We start from the raw sequence: 19,541 nt of genomic DNA on the forward strand, positions 1-19,541 counted from the left end.
GGGAATAGTCACGTGTGATTGACCTGTTTGCCCCGATAAGATGTCGGCATACGTTGTCACACGGCGCTCGGGAGCGTCCCGGATTGTATCTGCTGTGGCAGCAGTCAGGAGTAAAGCCATCATGACCGAAGAAACCCTCAACCCCCGCGAAATCCGCCGCCGACTCGGCCTGAACCAACAGCAATTCTGGGGCCGCATCGGCGTGACCCAGAGTGGCGGCTCCCGCTACGAAAGCGGCCGCGCCATGCCCAAGCCGGTTCGGGAGCTGTTGCGCGTGGTGCATGTCGAGGAAATCGATCTCGCCGATCTGACCCGCGAAGACATGCGCATCCTGCAGTACCTGCGCAAGCAAAAACCAGAGCTCTACGAAACACTGAAAGCCGCTGCCCGCGAGCACGGCCACGTGCTCGACAAGAGCGCTGCGACTGGCAGCTACGCCCGATAAACCAAGAGCCGCGATTGCGGCTCTTGGTTTATCGTCATGCCCGCTACCGGCAAAGCGTTAAAGGCTGAGCCTGACAGCCAGCCCCAGTGCTTCGATGCGGCTTGCCAGCGCCTGCATCCATTCGGCCGGGGCCGTCGCCAGCGACGGCGCCTCGACCTGCATTGAAGGCCGCGCCAGACCATACAGCAACACGCCTTGCAGCGGCACGCCGCGTGCCAGCTGGGCCGCGATGAAATCGAGATAGGCCTGCAGCTCGGCGGCATCGGGCAATCGCCCATCGCGGGCAAACATGCAGGTCTGCAACCAGGTCGGACACACCTCGGCCGCAGCGGCGAGATTGCGCTCGACCGCGGCACGCGAGAGCTGGACCTGATTCACCTCTGAAAACCCATCCTGCGGCGCACGGTCGAGCTTGAACCAGACCTCGCCCTCCATGGCGCGCATTGCCGCCAGCGCAGCCTGCACGCGCGGCTTGTGAATCTGGCTGCCATTGCTGATCAACACCACCTTGACCGATCCGAGCAAGCCCAAGCGCAGCAAGGCCTGCCTGGCGAGCTCAACCGCGTCGGCAAACTCGGGCGCCATCGTCGGCTCGCCGTTGCCGGAGAAGGCAATATCGTTCAGCCGGCGCGCGCCTTCGGGCACGCGCTGTTGCATGAAACTGCCATGGACCACGTCGTCGAGCATGGCCCCAAGCTCACGCTCAAGCTGCGCCAGATCAATCGGTGGCGGCCCTCCCCGCTGCAAATCCGGCACCTGGCAATAGACGCAACGCCAGTTGCACGCATTATTGGGATTGAGGTTGATCCCTATCGATACGCCACCCGCGCGACGCGATACCACGGGGTAGACGTAGGTGAAGCCGGCCGCATCGCGCGCGTGGTCATCCACGCGCAGCAGTGTCTTACTTGCCACCATGCGCGGGGGTTCTCACCAGCAGGACCGGAACGGGTGTCGCGCGCATCACGCCTTCGGCGACGCTACCCAGCAAGAGATGGGTCAAGCCACCAAAGCCGTGCGTGCCCATCACGATCAGCTGGGCATTCCATTTGCCCGCGTCCTCGACGATGGTATGCGCCAGATTACCGCCCCAGGCTTCGAGCAGCTCCTGCTCGGGGGTGAGCCCTGCCTCGCGCAAGGCCTCGGCATGGCGTTCGAGCAACAGCTTGCCCGAATTGCGCAGGGCCTCCTGCAGTTGCGGCACGTCAAGAAACTCATTGGCGCTCCAGGCGAACTGCGCCAGATCGATCACGTGGACGAGCCGGATCACCGCGCGCTGCTCGCAGGCAAAGCGCGTGGCCTCCTTGACCGCGGCAGCGCTGGTATCGCTGTCGTCGACTGGAACGAGGATGCGCTGGTACATGGCAATCTCCCTGGGTGGCGGTGGTTTCAGTCTAGCAGATGCCCTGGCCGCGCCGTTGCGCAACGCCCCGCCATCGGGGGTAATATCGGCATTTTACGGCGCTTGCCATGCCCCGACTCAAGCTTCCCCCGCCGCCGCGCGCCGACTTCACGCTACAGCTGACCGTGCGTGCGACCGATCTCAACTACGGTGGCCACGTCGGCAATGATCGCTTGCTGGCCTATCTGCAGGAAGCGCGTATCGGCTTTCTGACCCAGTTCGGCCTATCCGAGCTCGGAGGCATTGATCACCCCGGCATCATCCTGGCCGATGCCAGCGTCAGCTTTCTCGGCGAAGCCTTCCTCAGCCAGGCGCTTGCCATCGACGTGTGCGTCAGCGAGCGCACGCGTTCGCAGTTCGAACTGCACTACGGCATCAGGGAAACCGAGGACGGAAAAGCGATCGCCACGGCAAAGACGACCTGTCTGTTTTTCGATTACCATAGCCGCAAGATAGCCTCGGCCCCAAGCCCAGCCGCAGCGCGATGGGATGCACTCATCACCGCCCAAGACGACCAGAAGGACCTGCCTCAATGAAGAAGTATCCGCACAACAGCCCCGAAGCCCTTGCCCGCATCCTGGTGTTGCAAATGATGTGTGACGGCAGCTTCGACCCCGAGGAAATCGACGAACTGGAGCATCTGCGGGTCTACGAGGCACTGGACATCAGCCGCAAAGGCTTTATCCAGGTGTTGCACGACTACTGCAACGATTTGTCGGACGAAGCGGACGAAGCCGGCAATATCAAGCTGATCGACCGCGAACGCATCGAGGCGCTGCTCGATACCGTCGACGAACCGAAGAAGCGCTTGCAGGTCGCCGCCATTGCGCTTGATCTTGCCAAGAGCGATAACGACTTCAACGACGCCGAACTCGCGGTATTCAGCCACATGTTGCAGTACTGGCACTTGCAGCTGGAAGACCTGCAAGCCGCGTTCGCAGCTTGAAGCGCCAGGGCCGGCTCAAGCCGGCCTCGCCCGAGCCGATATAACAAACACAGCCCGCAGCAAGCGGACGTTGGAGAGACGGCATGGCCACATCGCACGGCTTCCATAGCGCGCTCGAGCGCGCATTGCTTCCCACCCTCGCTCGCAAATTCGCCTTCCTTTATCTGTTCGTGCTGGGGCCATTGCTGCTGGCCTTGCTGGCCCATGCCCACAACGCGCCGGCCCCGCTGATCACCTGGACCTGGATCATCACCGGACTGACCGCCGTGCTCGTCTCGGTACAGTTTGGCTACTTCTATTTCTGGATCGCGCGCCCGGTCAAACACATCACCGCGGTGTTCGACATGGCGAGCAGCGGTGAAGGCGACCTGTCGGCCGATGTGCCCATCATCACCAGCGATGAAATAGCCATGCTGGGCCGCGCCTGCAATGCCTTTCTCGCCAAACAGCGCAGCATCATCGCCGATGTGCAGAAAATGACCGTCGGCATCGCGCTCGAAGCGGCCAAGTCGATGAAGAACATCCGCGACTCGGCCAGTTCCACCCAGCAGCAGGACCAGCTGGCGCAGAAGGTGGTCCATGCCAGCAACACCACCACTTCCGGCATCAACGACGTTTCGCAGCGCACCCAGGCGATCTCGCATACCACCGCGCAGAACCTGGAAATGGCCCATGGCAGCTACGCCGAGCTGCAGGACGTGACCAACCGCATCAACGCCATCTCCGGCAAGATCGAAACCTTCAACCGCACCGTCGAGGGTCTGAATCAGCGTTCGGCCAGCATCAAGAGCATCGTCGACCTGATCCGCGAGATATCCGGCCAGACCAACCTCTTGGCGCTCAATGCCGCCATCGAGGCCGCGCGTGCCGGCGAGGCTGGGCGTGGGTTTGCGGTGGTGGCCGACGAAGTGCGCAAACTGGCCGAGAAGGTCGGCGTCGCCACCGACGAGATCTCGTCCGATATAGAGAGCATGCTGGCGCAGGTATCGGAAACGCGAGCAGAAACGCAGCAGATCACGCACGATGCCAAGCTCACGCACGAGGTGGTCGAGAAGGCCTCCGGCCAGTTCGCGCGGATGATGGGCGACTTTGAGCGAACCAGCGAAACGCTGACCGATATCGCGAGCACGCTGGAGCAGTTCACCGAAGCCAACAACGTGGTCAACGCCAATGTCGCTGAAATCCATCAGCTCTCGTTGGCAGTGAACGAGCGCATGGCCCGCGCAGCCGATTCATCGCGCGATCTATCGAGCTCGGCCGAGCAGGTGCAGGAGTTGTTCGGCCGCTACATCGTCGGCCAAGGGGAACTGGACGCCACCATCCAGCGCGCCGGCAAGGTGCGCGACGAGGTCCAGGTCAAGCTGGAAGCGATGCTCAAGCGCGGCGTCAATATCTTTGATCGCAACTACCAGCCGGTTCCCAACACGCAGCCGCAAAAGTACCGCACCAGCTACGTGGCCGAGTTCGAGCGCGAAATGCAGCCTTTGTACGACAGGCTCGCCAAGGAAGCCACCGGCGGCAAGTTCTCGCTGGCCGTCGATGTGAATGGCTATGGCGCCACCCACAACAGCTGGTACTCCAAGCCGCCTACCGGCGACAAGGCGGTCGATCTCGTCAACAGCCGCAATATGCGCCTGTTCAACGATCCGGCCGGCCTGCGTGCGGCGCAGATCAAGCAGCGCTTCCTGTTGCAGACTTATCTGCGCGATACCGGCGAGATCATGACCGAACTCGATCTGCCCATCGTGGTGGATGGCAAACCCTGGGGCGGCCTGCGCCTCGGCTTTGACGCCAGCACCATGATCAAGCACTAGGATCGTAAACAGGCCCCTAGAAAACCATCGCGTGACGCCACCGCCCGGGTGGCGTCGTCGTTTCCCCGGGCCACCCGAAAGGCCTCACCCTGGCCCTGCCGCAGATCCAGCCGACCCCAGTATGACGCCGCACAAATCGAGCTTTGCCGCCATCGCGAACGAGCATGCGCGCATCCTCATCCTGGGCAGCCTGCCAGGCGACGCATCGCTCGCCGCTGGCCACTACTACGCGCACCCACGCAACGCATTCTGGGCCATCATGAGCCAGCTGCTGCACGAAACACTGCTTGGGTCCGATTGGCCACAACGCTACGCAACGCTGCATGCCCATGGCATCGCGCTCTGGGATGTCGTCGGCACGGCGCAGCGGCGGGGCAGCCTCGACACCGCATTGCGCGATATCGCCGCCAACCCGCTGGCCCGCTTCGTCACCACGCTCCCGGCACTGCGTTGCATCGTCTTCAATGGCGGCACGGCCGCCAGACTGGGGAAAAAGCAGCTCACCCACACCGGCCTGCCCCAGCTGGCCCTGCCCTCCACCAGCCCGGCGCATACGCTCTCGTTCGAAGCCAAGCTCGCCGCCTGGTCTGCCCTCGGCGCCTACCTGTAGCGCAACATCCTCCGCGCGCATGGCATGATCCCCCCCTTTATAACCGCCGCCACCGACCATGACCCCATCCCGCTCCATATTGATCACTGGCTGCTCCAGCGGCATCGGCCTGCACGCCGCGCAGACACTCAAGCAACGCGGCTGGCGCGTCTACGCCGGCGCCCGCCAGGAACAGGATGTGGACCGGCTGCAAGCCGAGGGCTTCGAGGCCGTTCAGCTCGATATCGCCGACGATGCGTCGATCGAGGCCGCGCTTGCCTGGTTGCACGAGCGTTGCGACGGCCGGCTCGACGCGCTCTTCAACAACGCCGGTTTCGGTGTACCGGGCGCCATCGAGGATCTGAATCGCGCAGCGATCCGCCATCAGTTCGAAACCAATGTCTTTGGCACGATGGCGCTCACCAACGCGCTCTTGCCGTGGATGCGCCGCCAGGGGCACGGCCGCGTGCTGGTGAACAGCTCCGTGCTGGGCTTCGCTGCCATGCCGATGCGCGGCGCCTACAATGCCAGCAAGTTCGCGCTGGAAGGCTTCTGCGACACGCTGCGGCTGGAGCTCGTCGGCAGCGACATCCACGTGGTGCTGATCCAGCCTGGCCCCATCGCCAGCCGATTCCGCATGAATGCCGCACGCGAGTTCGACAACTGGGTGGCGCCATACCAGCAAGGCCGCAACGCGGCGCTGTACGAGGCCATGCACACACGCCTGGCGAAGGAAGGCCCGGCCTCCCCGTTCACGCTCGGCCCCGAGGCCACCAGCGCCGCCGTCGTTGCTGCACTGGATAGCCGCCGCCCCAAGGCGCGCTACCGCGTCACCACGCCGACCAAGGCGTTCTGGTATCTAAAACGCCTGCTGCCCACGCGTTGGCTAGATGTAGTGCTGCTCAAAGCGGGGGGATGAGAGCGCTCAAGGATATTCAGCGGCAGCAGAAGCATCGCCAGGAGGCGGCATCAACTGCACCGGTCTTATTCCGGCTCAGTTCGCTTTGGCAAAATCCTTGATGCGCGCCAGCAACCTTGGTTGCAACCGCATGTGGCCATCGCGTGTATAGGCCACGATTTCGGATTTCCGGCTGCCACTGACCAACAAAGCCAGATCCAGCTTGAGTTTGGCGACGTCAATACCGATAAAACAGAGCGGATTGTTCGTCGTTCTTGTCCTTCCTCATAGGCGAGCTTGGCGCAGCCCTATTCCATCAAGGCGCCGGCTCAGGTTACCGTCCAAACTGAACGAACGAGAAACGAACCGGTTGCTTATCTGCCCCACAAGCTTGTTGAGGCAATCAACGGCTAAAGCCTTGCCAGCCTCATCCTGCCAGCCTGCTCTGCCACCGTGTTACGCGTGTCCGTGCAGGCGTCATCAGACTACGAGGGCGCCCTGATGATCATGCGCTCGCCGCGCATCACCACTTCCAGCCGGCCCAATACGTTCATGCCGAGCAGGATCTCGTCACCGGGCATGTTGGGTACGACGCCGGCGCGGACGTGGCTGAGGTTGAAGCCGCCGAAGGCGAGCGTATCGATCCGAGTGGCATAGCCTTCCACCTGGCCGTTGGCGGTCAGTGAGGTGATGGATTCACCGCGCGGCAGGCCCAGGCGCTCGGCGAGCGGCGCCGGCAGGGTGATGGAGCTGGCGCCGGTGTCGATCATCAGCACCACGGGCTCGCCATTGATGGTGCCGCGCAGCCGGTAATGCCCGTCGGGCGAGCGCGGGATGGCCAGCTCCTGGCCGCCCGCCGCTTCGATCGCCATGCGTGGCGTTTCACGCGAGGCGATGAACTGTTGCATCACGACGAACACGCCGCCGAACACGACGAGCCAGAGGATAAGCGGGCCGAGGCTGGATTTCATGCCGCGCCCAGCGCCTCGATCGCGTCCTGCAGTTCCAGCCATTCCAGCTCCAGCTCGTCGAGCCGCGCCTTCACCTCGGTTTCGCGCTTGAGCTTGTCCTGCAGCTCCGCCTTGCGCTCGGGCGCGTAGAGGCCCTCCTCGCTCAGCGCCACCGTCAGTGCGGCATGCTCGGCGCCCAACGGTGTCATTTCCTTTTCGATGCGGGCGACCTTCTGCTCCAGCGGCTTGCGTTGGCTGGCGAGTTTCTGCCGCGCCTCGGCCTCGGCGCGTTTCTGCGCCTTGCGATCGACCGAGTCGCCCACGCCTTGCTGCGTGCTGGCGCGGGCGTCTTCCAGCCGTTTTTCCTGGCTGTAGCGCGTGTAGTCGTCGAGGTCTCCGTCGAACGGCCGCACCCTGCCCGCTTCGATCAGCCAGAAATCGTCGACCGTGGCACGCAGCAGATGGCGATCGTGCGAGACGACGATGATGGCACCGTCGAAATCGGTGAGCGCGCGCGTCAGCGCCTGGCGCATTTCGATATCGAGGTGGTTGGTTGGCTCGTCGAGCAGCAGCAGGTTGGGCCGCTGCCAGATCAGCAGCGCGAGCGCGAGGCGGGCCTTCTCGCCGCCGGAGAACGGCCGCACCGGGCCGGTTGCCATTTCGCCGTGGAAATCGAAGCCACCGAGGAAGTTGCGGTGTTCCTGCTCGCGCGTGGTCGGATCAAGCTTTTGCAAATGCCACAGCGGCGATTCGTCCAGCCGCAGGTGTTCCAACTGATGCTGGGCAAAGTAACCGATCTTGAGCCCCTTGCCCTCGATGCGCTGGCCGGCAAGCAATGGCAAATCACCGCACAACGCCTTGATCAGCGTGGACTTGCCGGCGCCATTCACGCCCAACAGGCCAATGCGCGCCTGCTTTTCCAGGCTAAGCTCGATCTGGCCGAGGATGGGCGCGGAGTAACCGGCATCGGCGTGTTCCAGCCGGATCAGCGGGCTGGGGCTGGATTCAGGCTGGCGGAAAGTGAAGGTGAACGGGGTATCGACGTGCGCGGCGGAGATCATTTCCATCCGCTCTAGCGCCTTCACCCGGCTCTGCGCCTGCTTGGCCTTGCTGGCCTTGGCCTTGAAGCGGGTGATGAAGGATTCCAGATGCGCGATCTCGCGTTGCTGCTTGTCGAACGCCTGTTGCTGTTGCGACAGCTTCTCGGCGCGCTGCGCCTCGAAATCGGCGTAGTTGCCGGTGTAGAGCGTGAGCTTGGCCGCATCGACATGCAGGATGCTGGCGACGGTGGCGTCGAGAAAATCGCGATCGTGCGAGATCACCAGCAGCATGCCCTGATAGCTGCGTAGCCAGTCCTCCAGCCAGACCACGGTTTCAAGGTCCAAGTGGTTGGTCGGCTCATCGAGCAGCAACAGGTCGGAGCGGCACATCAGCGCCTGCGCGAGGTTAAGCCGCATGCGCCAGCCGCCGGAAAAGCTCGATACCGGCCGCTGCATCTCGGCCTCCGAAAATCCGAGGCCCGCGAGCAGCTTGGCGGCGCGCGCCGGTGCGCTATAGCCATCGATCGCTTCCAGTCGCGCCAGGAGTTCGCCATGGCGCACACCATCGTCGGCCACGGCGGCCAGATCGGCCTGGACGTGGCGCAATTCGCTATCGCCATCGAGCGCGTATTCGAGCGCACTGACGGCCAATGCTGGCGTTTCCTGCGCCACATAGCCAATCACGAGACGGGGTGGCAATTCCAGATCGCCCACATCGGCGTGTAGTTCACCGCGTAACAGGCCAAAGAACGAGGATTTTCCGGCGCCGTTGGCGCCGACGACGCCCACTTTCTGGCCGGGATGCAAGGTGAGATCGGCGCCGTCGAGCAGGACTTTCAGCCCACGGCGCAAGGTGAGGGATTTAAGACGGATCATGGGGCGGCAGTGTACCGGAAACGATGCATCCGGGCGGCGCGGTTAAAGCGACGAGGCCGCCCGCAGGCGGCCTCGTCGGCGGTGCATCGCTGGCTTTACTTGCCAGCGAATGCAGCCAATGCGCGCTCGAAACGCGCAAAGCCTTCGGTAATATCGGCGTCCGCAATCACCAGCGATGGTGCGAAACGAATCACGTTGGGGCCAGCCATCAGCACCATCAACCCCTCCAGTGCCGAGAGCGCCAGGATTTCGCGCGCCTGGCCGGCGTACTCATCCTTGAGCTCGGCGCCGATCAAGAGACCCATGCCACGCACTTCCTTGAATACACCGACCCGGGCGTTGATCGCGGCGATGGCGTCGACAATCTGCTGGTGCTTGTGCTTCACGCCGGCAAGTACCTCGGGCGAATTCACTACGTCGAACACCGCGCCGGCCACCGCGCACGCCAGTGGATTGCCGCCGTAGGTGGTGCCGTGCGTACCGACCGCCAGATGCTTGGCCAGGTCCGCAGTGGTAAGCATCGCGCCGACCGGGAAGCCGCCCCCCAGGCCCTTGGCGCTGGAGAGGATGTCCGGCGTCACGCCGTAATCCATATAGGCATAGAGGCTGCCGGTACGGCCGACGCCGCTTTGCACCTCGTCAAAAATCAAAAAGGCCTGGTGCTGATCACACAGGCGGCGCACGCCCTGCAGGAACTCGCGCGAGGCCGGAGTGACGCCGCCCTCGCCCTGGATCGGTTCGACGATCACACAGGCGGTTTCGTCGTCGATCAGCGCTTCCAGGCTGGCGAGGTTGTTGTATTCGTAGTACTCGATGCCGGCGGGCTTGGGACCGAAACCGTCCGAATACTTGGGCTGGCCGCCGACACACACGGTGAAGAAGGTGCGGCCGTGAAAGCTGTTCAGCGCGGAGAGCACCTTGTGCTTCTGGGCGCCATGGCGCTCGATCGCGGCGCGGCGCGCCAGCTTGAGCGCGGCCTCATTCGCCTCGGCGCCCGAATTGCAGAAGAACACCCTGTCGGCAAAGGTGGCGTTAACGATCTTTTGCGCCAACGCCAGCGCCGGCTCGTTGGTAAACACATTGGACACGTGCCACAGCGTGTTCGCCTGCGCGGTCAGTGCCGATACCAGCGCCGGATGGCAGTGCCCCAGCGAATTGACCGCGATGCCACCGGCGAAGTCGACATATTCTCGGCCCGCCTGGTCCCAGACTCGGCTGCCGGCACCACGCACCGGCACGAAGGCAGCGGGGGCGTAGTTGGGCACCATGTACTGGTCGAAGTCGGAACGAGAGAGGGTCATCGCAGTGTCCTTATCTTTAGGGTCGTCGATCGGGAGTATCCGGCGGGAAACCCGGCTGGTTGCCCGGTCTGGCCAGATACCGCGAGCATACCGGTTGATGTTTACGCTGCCCAGTAACGAAATACTCGTGATGGCCCGGCCCTTGCCATCCGTCGCGGTTGCAGGTTGCGCGCGCGCGCCGCGCCAGCGGCGGCTGCAGCCTGACTGGCTTGGCAGTTGGCAGATAGCACGGCTTTGTCCATGGCGGACAGGGGCGACGCTGGGCATCAGCGGCAGCCGACACGCCGCGGCAAGGGCTGAGCGCCCTTGCCGTCAGCGCTCAAGCAATTCAGTGGGCGTGCTTGGCGAGGTAAAGCCAGGTTTCGACCACGGTGTCGGGGTTGAGCGAAATGGTCTCTATGCCCTCCTCGACCAGCCACTGCGCGAAGTCCGGGTGATCAGACGGCCCCTGGCCGCAGATGCCGACGTACTTGCCTTGTGCGCGGCACGCCTTGATCGCCATCGCCAGCATCGCCTTGACCGCATCGTTGCGCTCGTCGAAGTTCACCGAAACCGGCCCGCCCGAATCGCGATCGATGCCCAAGGTGAGCTGCGTCATGTCGTTGGAGCCGATCGAGAAACCATCGAAATGCTGCAAAAACTGCTCGGCCAGCACCGCGTTCGCCGGGATTTCGCACATCATGATGACGCGCAGCCCCGCCTTGCCATCTGGTCCGCCCTCGCCGCGCTTGAGGCCATTCTCGGCCAAGAGCGCAATCACGTCGGCGGCCTCCTGCACCGTGCGCACGAAGGGAATCATCACCTCGACATTGGTCAGGCCCATCACGTCGCGCACCTTCTTCATCGCGCGGCATTCGAGCTCGAAGCAGTCGCGAAAGCTCGCATCGACATAGCGCGCGGCGCCGCGGAAACCGATCATGGGGTTTTCCTCGTGCGGCTCGTACATCGGCCCGCCCAAGAGGTTGGCGTATTCGTTGGACTTGAAGTCCGACAGCCGCACGATCACCTTCTTGGGCCAGAACGCCGCCGCCAGCGTGGCAATGCCCTCGGCGATCTTGTCGACGTAAAAATCAACCGCCGAGCGATAGCCCGCCATGCGCTCCTCGACCTGGGCCTTCAATTCGGCTGGCAGGTTGGGATAAGCCAGCAAGGCCTTGGGGTGCACGCCGATCATGCGGTTGATGATGAATTCCAGCCGCGCCAGGCCCACGCCGTCGTTCGGCAGCTGGCAGAACTCGAACGCAAGCTCGGGGTTGCCGACGTTCATCATCAATTTCACTGGCGGCTCGGGCATCGACTCGAGTGCCACGTCCTGCCGCTCGAATTCCAGCAGGCCCTCGTACACATTGCCGGTATCGCCCTCGGCGCACGAGACAGTCACCTCGTCGCCATCGCGCAATACCTTGGTGGCATCACCGCAGCCGACCACCGCCGGGATGCCCAGCTCACGTGCGATGATGGCGGCGTGGCAGGTGCGCCCGCCGCGGTTGGTGACGATGGCGGCGGCACGCTTCATCACCGGCTCCCAATCGGGGTCGGTCATGTCCGACACCAGCACATCGCCGGCCGCCACCTGGTCCATTTCCGATACATCGCGGATCACCCGCACCCGGCCCTGGCCGATCTTCTGGCCGATGGCGCGGCCCTGCGTCAGCACCTCGCTCCGTTCCTTGAGGCGGAACTTGGACAACTTGTCGGCGCTCGACTCCTGCGACTTCACCGTCTCCGGGCGCGCCTGCAGGATGTAGAGCCGGCCATCGATGCCGTCGCGACCCCATTCGATATCCATCGGGCGCTGATAATGCTGCTCGATGGTCAGCGCGTAGCGCGCCAGCTCCTCGACCTCAGCGTCGGTGATAGAAAACTGGCGCCGCTGCGCCAGCGGCACCTCGACGGTCTTCACCGAGCGGCCGGCCGTGGCATCCTGCGTGAACTCCATCTTGAGCGCCTTGCCGCCCAGATGCTTGCGCACCACGGCCGGGCGGCCCGCCGCGAGCGTGGGCTTGTGCACGTAGAACTCGTCCGGGTTCACCGCGCCCTGCACCACGGTTTCGCCCAGGCCATAGGACGCGGTAACGAACACCACCTGGTCGAAGCCGGTTTCGGTATCGAGCGAGAACATCACGCCGGCAGCGCCCAGGTCCGAGCGCACCATGCGCTGCACGCCGGCCGACAGCGCAACGAGCTTGTGATCGAAGCCCATGTGCACACGGTAGGCAATCGCCCGGTCGTTGTAGAGCGAGGCGAATACTTCGCGAATTGCGTGCAACACATTGTCGATGCCGACGATGTTGAGGAAGGTTTCCTGCTGGCCGGCGAACGAGGCATCAGGCAGATCCTCGGCGGTCGCCGACGAGCGCACCGCCACGGTGGCGCCATCCCCCAGCAGCGCGTAGTGTTCGCGCACATGCGCTTCCAGCCGGGCAGGGAAAGGCGTGGCGAGGATCTGCTCGCGGATCAGGCGCCCGGCCTGCGCCAGCGCCTTGACGTCGTCCACGTCGAGCGTGGAGAGCACATCGTCGATACGACCGGCGAGATTCCCTTGCGCCAGGAACTCGCGGTAAGCCGCGGCCGTGGTGGCGAAACCGCCGGGCACGCGCACACCACGCTCGGAAAGTTGCGAGATCATCTCGCCCAAGGAGGCATTCTTGCCCCCTACCACTTCGACATCGCTCATGCGCAATTGGGAGAATTCGATCACGTCACGGTCGCTGGTCGCTGTCATCGCAGGCCTCTGTTGCGTTGCAAAAAGATTCGATTCCATTCTAGGCTGCGAAGGGGAAGCGCCTAGTGGGGTAATCCAGTAGGGGATTTCCGAAAAATATCGCTGCAACACCGCGATCTCATTTGAAATGCCAGAATGGGGGATATCCCGTAATGGCAAGCCGATATGACGGCCGTATGCTGCCCTGCACTGCAGCAATGTGACCTGGAGTCCGAATGCCCCGCACCGCCTTTTTCGTCTCCGACCGCACCGGCATCACCTCAGAGATGCTGGGCCACACGCTGCTCACCCAGTTCGAGGATGTGAACTTCCGCCGCATCACGTTGCCCTTTGTCGACAGCGTCGAGAAGGCGCGCGAGGCGGTGGAGAAGATCCGCCAGCAGGCGATTACCGATCAATGCCGCCCCATCGTGTTCTGCACCATGATCGATGACGATTTGCGCAGCGTGTTCCAGATATCCGAAGCGTTCACCATGAATTTCTTCGAGGCCTTCATCGGCCCGCTGGAACAGGAATTGGGACGAAAGTCGTCGCATACCGTCGGCAAATCGCACGGCATTGCCAATTTCGAGGAATACAAGAACCGCATCGACGCGGTGAATTATTCGCTCAGCCACGATGATGGCGTGATGCCGCGCGACCTCGCTGAGGCCGACGTGATCCTGATCGGCGTATCGCGCTCGGGCAAAACCCCGACCTGTCTGTATCTGGCGCTGCAGTTCGGCATCAAGGCCGCCAACTACCCGCTGACCCCCGAGGATTTCGGCCAGCACACGCTGCCCAAGCTGTTGCTGCCCTATCGCAACAAGCTGTTCGGGCTGACCATCGATCCGGAACGCCTGAGCCAGATCCGCCAGGAGCGCAAACCAGGCAGCAAGTATTCGGCGATCGAGAACTGCCAGTTCGAGATCGAAGAAGCTGCCGCGCTGATGCGGCACGTTGGCGTGCCCTATCTCAATACCACCACGCTCTCGATCGAGGAATTGGCCACCACCATCATGCACCGGACCGGCATGGTGCGACGCGTGTATTGAAGAAAACGCCCGGCTGTCTTCACGCGGCAGCAACATCGGCTTTCGCCCACCCTGACGAGACGGTAAACTCTGGGCTTTGCGATCGAGCCTGCCTTATTCCATGCCGCCTCCTCCCGTCGATACGCCGGCCGCTTTCGAATTTCGCAGCAACACGCTCAAACTTTTGGGCTTTGTGCCAGCCACGCTGGATGCCCAGGCGCTGCGCGCTGCCTTGACCGAGCAACTGGGACTGGGCGAGCACATGTTGAGCGGCGAGCAGGTGCTACTCGACTTCGACAGCCTGCCAGCCATGCCCAGCGCCATCGAAATCACCGCGCTGGCGCAGCTGCTGCGCGAATTCGGCCTGAAGGCTGTGGCTGCGCGTGGCGGCAATGACGGGCAACGTGCCGCAGCGCGTGAAGCGGGCCTTGTCGTGCTGTCGGACGATGCCGCGCCAGCGGTACCGGCGGTCAAACCGGTGGAAAAACCGATCCCAGCGATGATCGTCAGCCGGCCGGTACGTACCGGCCAGCAGGTGTACGCCCGCGGCAGCGATCTGGTGGTACTGGCGCTGGTCTCGGCTGGCGCCGAGGTGATCGCCGACGGCAACATCCATGTTTACGCACCGCTGCGCGGCCGGGCATTGGCCGGTGCACGGGGCGATACCAGCGCGCGCATCTTCACCACCTGCATGGAAGCGGAATTGGTATCGATCGGCGGCATCTACCGCACGTTGGACGATAACCTGCCAACATCGCTCAAATCCAAGCCCGCACAAATACTGCTCGATCAGGACAAACTCGTGATCGAAGCACTCAACGGATAACCCCAGAGGACAACCCCGTGGCAAAAATCATCGTCGTGACCTCCGGCAAGGGCGGCGTCGGCAAGACGACCACCAGCGCCAGCTTCGCGTCGGGCCTCGCGCTGCGCGGCTTCAAGACCGCCGTGATCGATTTCGACGTGGGCCTGCGCAACCTCGACCTGATCATGGGCTGCGAGCGCCGCGTGGTGTACGACCTGATCAATGTGATCCAGGGCGAAGCCTCGCTGCGCCAGGCGCTGATCAAGGACAAACACTGCGACAACCTGTTCATCCTGCCGGCCTCGCAAACCCGCGACAAGGACGCCCTATCGCGCGAAGGCGTCGAGAAGGTCATCACCGAGCTCAAGCACGACGGCTTTGACTACATCGTCTGCGACAGCCCGGCCGGCATCGAATCGGGCGCCTTGATGGCGGCCTATTTCGCCGACGAAGCGCTGATCGTCACCAACCCGGAAGTCAGTTCGGTGCGCGATTCAGACCGCATCATCGGCATCCTCGACGCCAAGTCGAAGAAGGCCGAGGAAGGCGGCACGGTGAAGACCCACCTCTTGATCACCCGCTACAGCCCCAAGCGCGTCGATACCGGCGAGATGCTGTCGCTGGACGACGTGCAGCACCTGCTGCGGATCACGCTGATCGGCGTAGTGCCGGAATCGGAAACCGTGCTGCAGGCGTCCAACGCCGGCACCCCGGCCATCCATCTTGCCGGCAGCGATGTTTCGGAAGCCTACAAGGATGTGGTCGCGCGCTTCCTCGGTGAGGACAAACCGCTGCGTTTCATCGAAGCACCCAAGGCGCCGTTCTGGAAGCGCCTGTTCGGAGGCTGATCCATGTCGATACTCAGTTATTTTTTCGGCGAGAAAAAAGCCAGTGCCTCGGTCGCGCGTGAGCGGCTGCAGATCATCCTGGCGCACGAGCGCGCCGGCCGTAACGCACCGGACTACCTGCCGGCCTTGCAAAAGGAGCTGGTCGAGGTCATTTCCAAATATGTGGCGATCAACGCGGACGACATCAAGGTCCAGCTCGATCGCAAGGATGATTTCGAAGTGCTGGAAGTGAATATCGTGTTGCCCGAGACGGCAAAGCGTTAAACTGGCGCTATCTGCAATTCAAATGTGATAGAGGAGAGGCTCAGCCTCTCTTCGTCATTTGGTGTATGCCATGACCATATCGATCAAGACCCAGGAAGACATCGCCAAGATGCGTATCGCCGGGCGCCTCGCCAGCGAGGTGCTCGATTACATCACGCCGTTCGTCAAGCCCGGCGTGACCACGGAAGAGCTCAACCGACTGTGCCACGAGTACATGGTCGATGTGCAAGGCACTATTCCGGCGCCGCTCAATTATTGCCCGCCCGGCTACACGCCCTACCCGGCCGCGATCTGCACCTCGGTCAACCAGGTGGTGTGCCACGGCATACCCAACGACAAGCCGCTCAGGAACGGCGATGTGGTCAACCTCGACATCACGGTGATCAAGGATGGCTATCACGGCGACACCAGCCGTATGTTCGAGGTGGGCGAAGTCGCCAACCACGCCAAGCGCCTGGCGCGCGTCACCTACGACTGCATGTGGATCGGCATCGAGCAAGTGAAGCCGGGCGCCCACCTGGGCGACATTGGCGCCGCGATCCAGAAATACGCCGAAAACGCCGGCTACTCGGTGGTGCGCGAATTCTGCGGCCATGGCATCGGCACGGTGTTCCACGAAGAACCGCAGGTGCTGCATTACGGTCGCTATGGCAGCGGGCCGGAATTGAAGCCCGGCATGATCTTCACCATCGAGCCGATGATCAATGCCGGCCGCCGCGAGATCAAGGGCATGCCCGACGGCTGGACCATCGTCACCAAGGATAGATCGCTGTCGGCGCAGTGGGAGCACACGGTGCTCGTCACCGAGACCGGCTACGAGATCCTGACCCAGTCGGCCGGCACGCCATCCAAGCCCGAGAGCTGGTTGCTCTAAGTGCGCTCGGTCGCCGCGCTGCGCGATGCCCACGCACAGGCCAAAGAGGCGTTGCTGGCCGGTTGCGACGATCCGCGGCTGTCGGCACCACTGCTCAAGCGCCTGACCCGGCTGACCGATGCCACCCTCATCGAGCTGTGGCAGCGCCACCAGTTTCCCGGCGAGGTGCTGCTGGTCGCTGTCGGCGGCTATGGCCGCGGCGAGCTCTACCCGCACTCCGACATCGATCTCTTGATCCTGCTGCCGGACGAGCCCTCGCCGGCCTTGCTGGAAGAGCTGGAAATCCTGGTCGGCGAGCTGTGGGACATCGGCCTGGAAGTCGGTCATTCGGTGCGGACCATCAACGATTGCCTCGCCGAAGCGGAGAAGGACATCACCGTGCAGACAGCGCTGATCGAGGCACGCCGCCTCGCCGGCGACGTCGAGCGCTTCGCGCGTTTCTGCCATGCGGTGTTCCGCCATATCGACCCCAAGACCTTCTTCGAAGCCAAGCTCTTTGAGCAGCAGGCCCGCTACGGCCGCTTCCAGAACGCCACCTACAAGCTTGAGCCCAATATCAAGGAAGCGCCTGGCGGATTGCGCGACCTGCACCTCGTCGGCTGGATCGCCGCCGCACTCGGCCTTGGCCACGACTGGCGCGCGCTCGCCGCGCTCGGCCTGCTCACCCGCGAGGAGAGTCTGAAGCTGCGCCGCGCCGAGCGGGTATTGCGCACTTACCGTATCGCGCTGCACCGCATCGCCCGGCGCCGCGAGGATCGTATCCTGTTCGATTACCAGCACCGGCTGGCGCACGATTTCGGCTTTACCGACGATCATTTCAACCGCGCCAGCGAACAGCTGATGGCGCATTACTACCGCGCCGCCCGTATCGTCGGCCAGCTGGTGCCGCTCTTGGTACAGGCGCTGCGCAGCCGCATCTACAGCCAGGTCGGCACCGAGCTCGTCGCGATCAACCCGCACTTCAACCTGCGCGGCGACGTGATCGAGATCGCCGAGCCCAATGTGTTCCGGCACACGCCGTCGGCCATCCTGGAACTCTTCGTGCTGCTGGCCCAGCAACGCGATATCGCCGATGCGGCGCCCGAAACGCTGCGCGCGCTCTGGCACGCCCGCGCCCAGATCGACGATGCCTTCCGTGCCGACCCGCACAACAAGACGCTGTTCCTGCAGCTGTTTCGCGAGCCACGCGGCCTTACCCGTGCTCTGCGCCGCATGAACCAGTACGGCGTGCTCGGCCGCTACATCCCCGAGTTCGGCCAGCTGGTCGGCCGGATGCAGCACGATCTCTTTCACGTCTACACGGTGGACGAACACACGCTGATGGTGCTGCGCAATATGCGCCGCTTCGCCGTGCCGGCGTTCACCCACGAATACCCGCTGTGCTCGCGGCTGATCGAGGAATTCGAGCGGCCCGAGGCGCTGTACCTGGCTGCGCTGTTCCACGACATCGGCAAGGGTCGCGGTGGCGATCACAGCCAGATCGGCCGCGATATCGCCGCGCGCTTCTGTGCCAGCCACCCACTGCACCCGGACGACGCCGAGCTGGTGCCCTGGCTGGTCGAGCGCCACCTCACCATGTCGCACGTGGCGCAGAAGCAGGACGTGTACGACCCCGAGGTGATCCAGCAATTCGCCGAGCTGTGCGGAACGCCACGCCGGCTGATCGCGCTCTACCTGCTCACCGTCGCCGACATCCGCGGCACCAGCCCCAAGGTGTGGAATGCCTGGAAGGCCAAGCTCCTGGAAGACCTCTACCACGCCGCGATGCGCGTGCTGCGCGACCGCGATGTCGACACCCGCTCGCTCTTGGAGGAGCGGCTGGACGAAGCCCGTCGGCTGCTGCGGCTCTATGGTCTGCGCGATGACGCCGAGGCCGAGCTCTGGCGCGAAATCGATACCGTGTACTTCATGCGGCACGATGCGCGGGAGATCGCCTGGCACACGCGCCAGCTCTATTCACGCGTAGAGCACGCCGCCCCCATCGTCAGCGCGCGGCTGTCCGAATCGGGCGAAGGGCTGCAGGTGCTGGTCTACACCCGTGACGCGGTCGACCTGTTCGCCCGCATCTGCGCCTTCTTCGAGCGCGCCGGCTACTCGATCTTCGACGCCCACATCCACACCACCCGGCACGGCTATGCGCTCGACAGCTTCTACGTCTACATCCCGGACGAGCGCGTCGGCAGCTATCGCGATCTGATCGGCTTCGTCGAGTACGAGCTGGCGCACGCCATCGCCGAGGGCGGCGCATTGCCGCCGGCGCCCAAGGCGCGCATCTCGCGCCAGCAAAAGCATTTTCCGGTGCAACCACATGTGCTGATCCGCCCGGACGAGCGCGGCAAATACCACGTGCTCTCGATCGCCGCGGGCGATCGCACCGGCCTGCTCTCCACCATCGCCCGCGTGCTCGCCGCGCACCGCATCGAGATCCAGTCCGCCAAGATCATGACGCTGGGCGAACGCGCCGAGGACAACTTCCTGGTTTCCGGCAACCGCTTGAACGACGAACGCGCGTTGCGGCAACTGGAAACCGATCTGCTGCAGGCAGTGCAAGCGTAGTTCTACCGAGGTCGATCCCGCTGCCACCCCGCCCCGACGGACTTGCATACGGCGCCAGAACGTAAAGCCGCGGGCCACGTCACCGCGCCTGCCCACCCGCGCGAACACGAGCGACGGTATTGCGGCCGGCGTCGTCGGATTTGAAATCAAATCGAAATCAATTGCACCTATGCTTCTCCGCTTCTTACAAAGAGC

18 protein-coding genes are annotated in these 19,541 nt (G+C 63.6%); 12 read left to right on the forward strand and 6 right to left on the reverse strand.

What is annotated here, in order from left to right; translation table 11 throughout:
• Positions 1-121: 121 nt before the first annotated feature.
• The gene (locus tag NLI84_RS06975; protein ID WP_255989185.1) at positions 122-445 is read left to right on the forward strand and encodes a helix-turn-helix domain-containing protein; all 324 of its coding nucleotides are present in this window, start codon (positions 122-124) and stop codon (positions 443-445) included.
• A gap of 57 nt (positions 446-502) precedes the next feature.
• Here the strand turns inward: NLI84_RS06975 and NLI84_RS06980 are convergent, their stop codons facing one another.
• Entirely contained in the window at positions 503-1,363 is an 861-nt protein-coding gene (locus NLI84_RS06980; protein WP_255989186.1) for a radical SAM protein, read from the reverse strand.
• A complete protein-coding gene (locus NLI84_RS06985) occupies positions 1,350-1,808 on the reverse strand; it encodes a universal stress protein (protein ID WP_255989188.1) in 459 nt (152 codons plus the stop codon). Before NLI84_RS06985 ends, NLI84_RS06980 begins: the two co-directional genes overlap by 14 nt.
• 107 nt (positions 1,809-1,915) lie before the next feature.
• Here NLI84_RS06985 and NLI84_RS06990 point away from each other — a divergent pair, with 107 nt between their 5' ends.
• The 5 genes from NLI84_RS06990 (at position 1,916) to NLI84_RS07010 (ending at position 6,115) form a co-directional block, all read left to right on the forward strand.
• Positions 1,916-2,383: an acyl-CoA thioesterase gene (locus NLI84_RS06990; protein WP_255989189.1), complete on the forward strand. Its 468-nt coding sequence runs from the start codon at positions 1,916-1,918 to the stop codon at positions 2,381-2,383.
• The gene (locus tag NLI84_RS06995) at positions 2,380-2,793 is read left to right on the forward strand and encodes a tellurite resistance TerB family protein (protein WP_255989190.1); all 414 of its coding nucleotides are present in this window, start codon (positions 2,380-2,382) and stop codon (positions 2,791-2,793) included. The genes NLI84_RS06990 and NLI84_RS06995 overlap by 4 nt, the downstream gene beginning before the upstream one ends.
• A gap of 83 nt (positions 2,794-2,876) precedes the next feature.
• Positions 2,877-4,607, forward strand: coding sequence for a methyl-accepting chemotaxis protein (locus tag NLI84_RS07000; protein ID WP_255989191.1), 1,731 nt, complete (start codon positions 2,877-2,879; stop codon positions 4,605-4,607).
• 121 nt (positions 4,608-4,728) lie between these two features.
• Entirely contained in the window at positions 4,729-5,217 is a 489-nt protein-coding gene (locus tag NLI84_RS07005; protein WP_255989192.1) for a DNA-deoxyinosine glycosylase, read from the forward strand.
• Between the two features lie 58 nt (positions 5,218-5,275).
• The gene (locus NLI84_RS07010) at positions 5,276-6,115 is read left to right on the forward strand and encodes an SDR family NAD(P)-dependent oxidoreductase (RefSeq protein WP_255989193.1); all 840 of its coding nucleotides are present in this window, start codon (positions 5,276-5,278) and stop codon (positions 6,113-6,115) included.
• A 464-nt stretch (positions 6,116-6,579) separates the two neighbouring features.
• On the opposite strand, the gene NLI84_RS07015 is transcribed toward NLI84_RS07010, so the two are convergent.
• The 4 genes from NLI84_RS07015 to ppsA all read right to left on the reverse strand — a co-directional run bounded on the left by NLI84_RS07015 (position 6,580) and on the right by ppsA (position 12,986).
• Positions 6,580-7,065 carry a retropepsin-like aspartic protease family protein gene (locus NLI84_RS07015; RefSeq protein ID WP_255989195.1) on the reverse strand — a complete coding sequence of 162 codons (486 nt, stop codon included), beginning with the start codon at positions 7,063-7,065 and terminating at the stop codon, positions 6,580-6,582.
• Positions 7,062-8,960 carry an ATP-binding cassette domain-containing protein gene (locus NLI84_RS07020; RefSeq protein WP_255989197.1) on the reverse strand — a complete coding sequence of 633 codons (1,899 nt, stop codon included), beginning with the start codon at positions 8,958-8,960 and terminating at the stop codon, positions 7,062-7,064. The genes NLI84_RS07015 and NLI84_RS07020 overlap by 4 nt, the downstream gene beginning before the upstream one ends.
• 95 nt (positions 8,961-9,055) lie before the next feature.
• A complete protein-coding gene (locus tag NLI84_RS07025) occupies positions 9,056-10,261 on the reverse strand; it encodes an aspartate aminotransferase family protein (protein ID WP_255989198.1) in 1,206 nt (401 codons plus the stop codon).
• Between the two features lie 328 nt (positions 10,262-10,589).
• Entirely contained in the window at positions 10,590-12,986 is a 2,397-nt protein-coding gene (gene ppsA / locus NLI84_RS07030; protein WP_255989199.1) for a phosphoenolpyruvate synthase, read from the reverse strand.
• A 215-nt stretch (positions 12,987-13,201) separates the two neighbouring features.
• Between ppsA and ppsR the strand changes: the two genes are divergently transcribed.
• The 6 genes from ppsR (at position 13,202) to NLI84_RS07060 (ending at position 19,346) form a co-directional block, all read left to right on the forward strand.
• Positions 13,202-14,020: a posphoenolpyruvate synthetase regulatory kinase/phosphorylase PpsR gene (gene ppsR / locus NLI84_RS07035; RefSeq protein ID WP_255989200.1), complete on the forward strand. Its 819-nt coding sequence runs from the start codon at positions 13,202-13,204 to the stop codon at positions 14,018-14,020.
• Positions 14,021-14,120: 100 nt separating this feature from the next.
• A complete protein-coding gene (gene minC, locus NLI84_RS07040) occupies positions 14,121-14,825 on the forward strand; it encodes a septum site-determining protein MinC (protein WP_255989201.1) in 705 nt (234 codons plus the stop codon).
• A 17-nt stretch (positions 14,826-14,842) separates the two neighbouring features.
• Complete coding sequence (minD, locus tag NLI84_RS07045) at positions 14,843-15,652, forward strand: septum site-determining protein MinD (protein WP_255989202.1); 810 nt, start codon at positions 14,843-14,845, stop codon at positions 15,650-15,652.
• 3 nt (positions 15,653-15,655) lie between these two features.
• Complete coding sequence (gene minE / locus NLI84_RS07050; protein WP_255989203.1) at positions 15,656-15,916, forward strand: cell division topological specificity factor MinE; 261 nt, start codon at positions 15,656-15,658, stop codon at positions 15,914-15,916.
• Between the two features lie 70 nt (positions 15,917-15,986).
• Entirely contained in the window at positions 15,987-16,790 is an 804-nt protein-coding gene (gene map, locus NLI84_RS07055) for a type I methionyl aminopeptidase (protein ID WP_255989204.1), read from the forward strand.
• Positions 16,791-19,346 (forward strand): [protein-PII] uridylyltransferase, encoded by a 2,556-nt coding sequence (locus NLI84_RS07060; RefSeq protein ID WP_255989205.1) that lies wholly within the window; start codon positions 16,791-16,793, stop codon positions 19,344-19,346.
• Positions 19,347-19,541 lie beyond the last annotated feature (195 nt).

It is taken from the genome of Chitinolyticbacter albus, from assembly GCF_024437655.1.
Lineage (GTDB): Bacteria > Pseudomonadota > Gammaproteobacteria > Burkholderiales > Chitinibacteraceae > Chitinolyticbacter > Chitinolyticbacter albus.

What these genes read in the sequence shown, in the direction of transcription:
- NLI84_RS07020 (WP_255989197.1), bottom strand. Translation starts at nt 8,960, where the DNA reads ATGATCCGTCTTAAATCCCTCACCTTGCGCCGTGGGCTGAAAGTCCTG.
- NLI84_RS06990 (WP_255989189.1), top strand. Translation starts at nt 1,916, where the DNA reads ATGCCCCGACTCAAGCTTCCCCCGCCGCCGCGCGCCGACTTCACGCTA.
- NLI84_RS07010 (WP_255989193.1), top strand. Translation starts at nt 5,276, where the DNA reads ATGACCCCATCCCGCTCCATATTGATCACTGGCTGCTCCAGCGGCATC.
- ppsR (WP_255989200.1), top strand. Translation starts at nt 13,202, where the DNA reads ATGCCCCGCACCGCCTTTTTCGTCTCCGACCGCACCGGCATCACCTCA.
- NLI84_RS07025 (WP_255989198.1), bottom strand. Translation starts at nt 10,261, where the DNA reads ATGACCCTCTCTCGTTCCGACTTCGACCAGTACATGGTGCCCAACTAC.
- minC (WP_255989201.1), top strand. Translation starts at nt 14,121, where the DNA reads ATGCCGCCTCCTCCCGTCGATACGCCGGCCGCTTTCGAATTTCGCAGC.
- NLI84_RS07005 (WP_255989192.1), top strand. Translation starts at nt 4,729, where the DNA reads ATGACGCCGCACAAATCGAGCTTTGCCGCCATCGCGAACGAGCATGCG.
- ppsA (WP_255989199.1), bottom strand. Translation starts at nt 12,986, where the DNA reads ATGACAGCGACCAGCGACCGTGACGTGATCGAATTCTCCCAATTGCGC.
- minE (WP_255989203.1), top strand. Translation starts at nt 15,656, where the DNA reads ATGTCGATACTCAGTTATTTTTTCGGCGAGAAAAAAGCCAGTGCCTCG.
- NLI84_RS07015 (WP_255989195.1), bottom strand. Translation starts at nt 7,065, where the DNA reads ATGAAATCCAGCCTCGGCCCGCTTATCCTCTGGCTCGTCGTGTTCGGC.
- NLI84_RS06985 (WP_255989188.1), bottom strand. Translation starts at nt 1,808, where the DNA reads ATGTACCAGCGCATCCTCGTTCCAGTCGACGACAGCGATACCAGCGCT.
- map (WP_255989204.1), top strand. Translation starts at nt 15,987, where the DNA reads ATGACCATATCGATCAAGACCCAGGAAGACATCGCCAAGATGCGTATC.
- NLI84_RS06980 (WP_255989186.1), bottom strand. Translation starts at nt 1,363, where the DNA reads ATGGTGGCAAGTAAGACACTGCTGCGCGTGGATGACCACGCGCGCGAT.
- NLI84_RS07000 (WP_255989191.1), top strand. Translation starts at nt 2,877, where the DNA reads ATGGCCACATCGCACGGCTTCCATAGCGCGCTCGAGCGCGCATTGCTT.
- NLI84_RS06975 (WP_255989185.1), top strand. Translation starts at nt 122, where the DNA reads ATGACCGAAGAAACCCTCAACCCCCGCGAAATCCGCCGCCGACTCGGC.
- NLI84_RS06995 (WP_255989190.1), top strand. Translation starts at nt 2,380, where the DNA reads ATGAAGAAGTATCCGCACAACAGCCCCGAAGCCCTTGCCCGCATCCTG.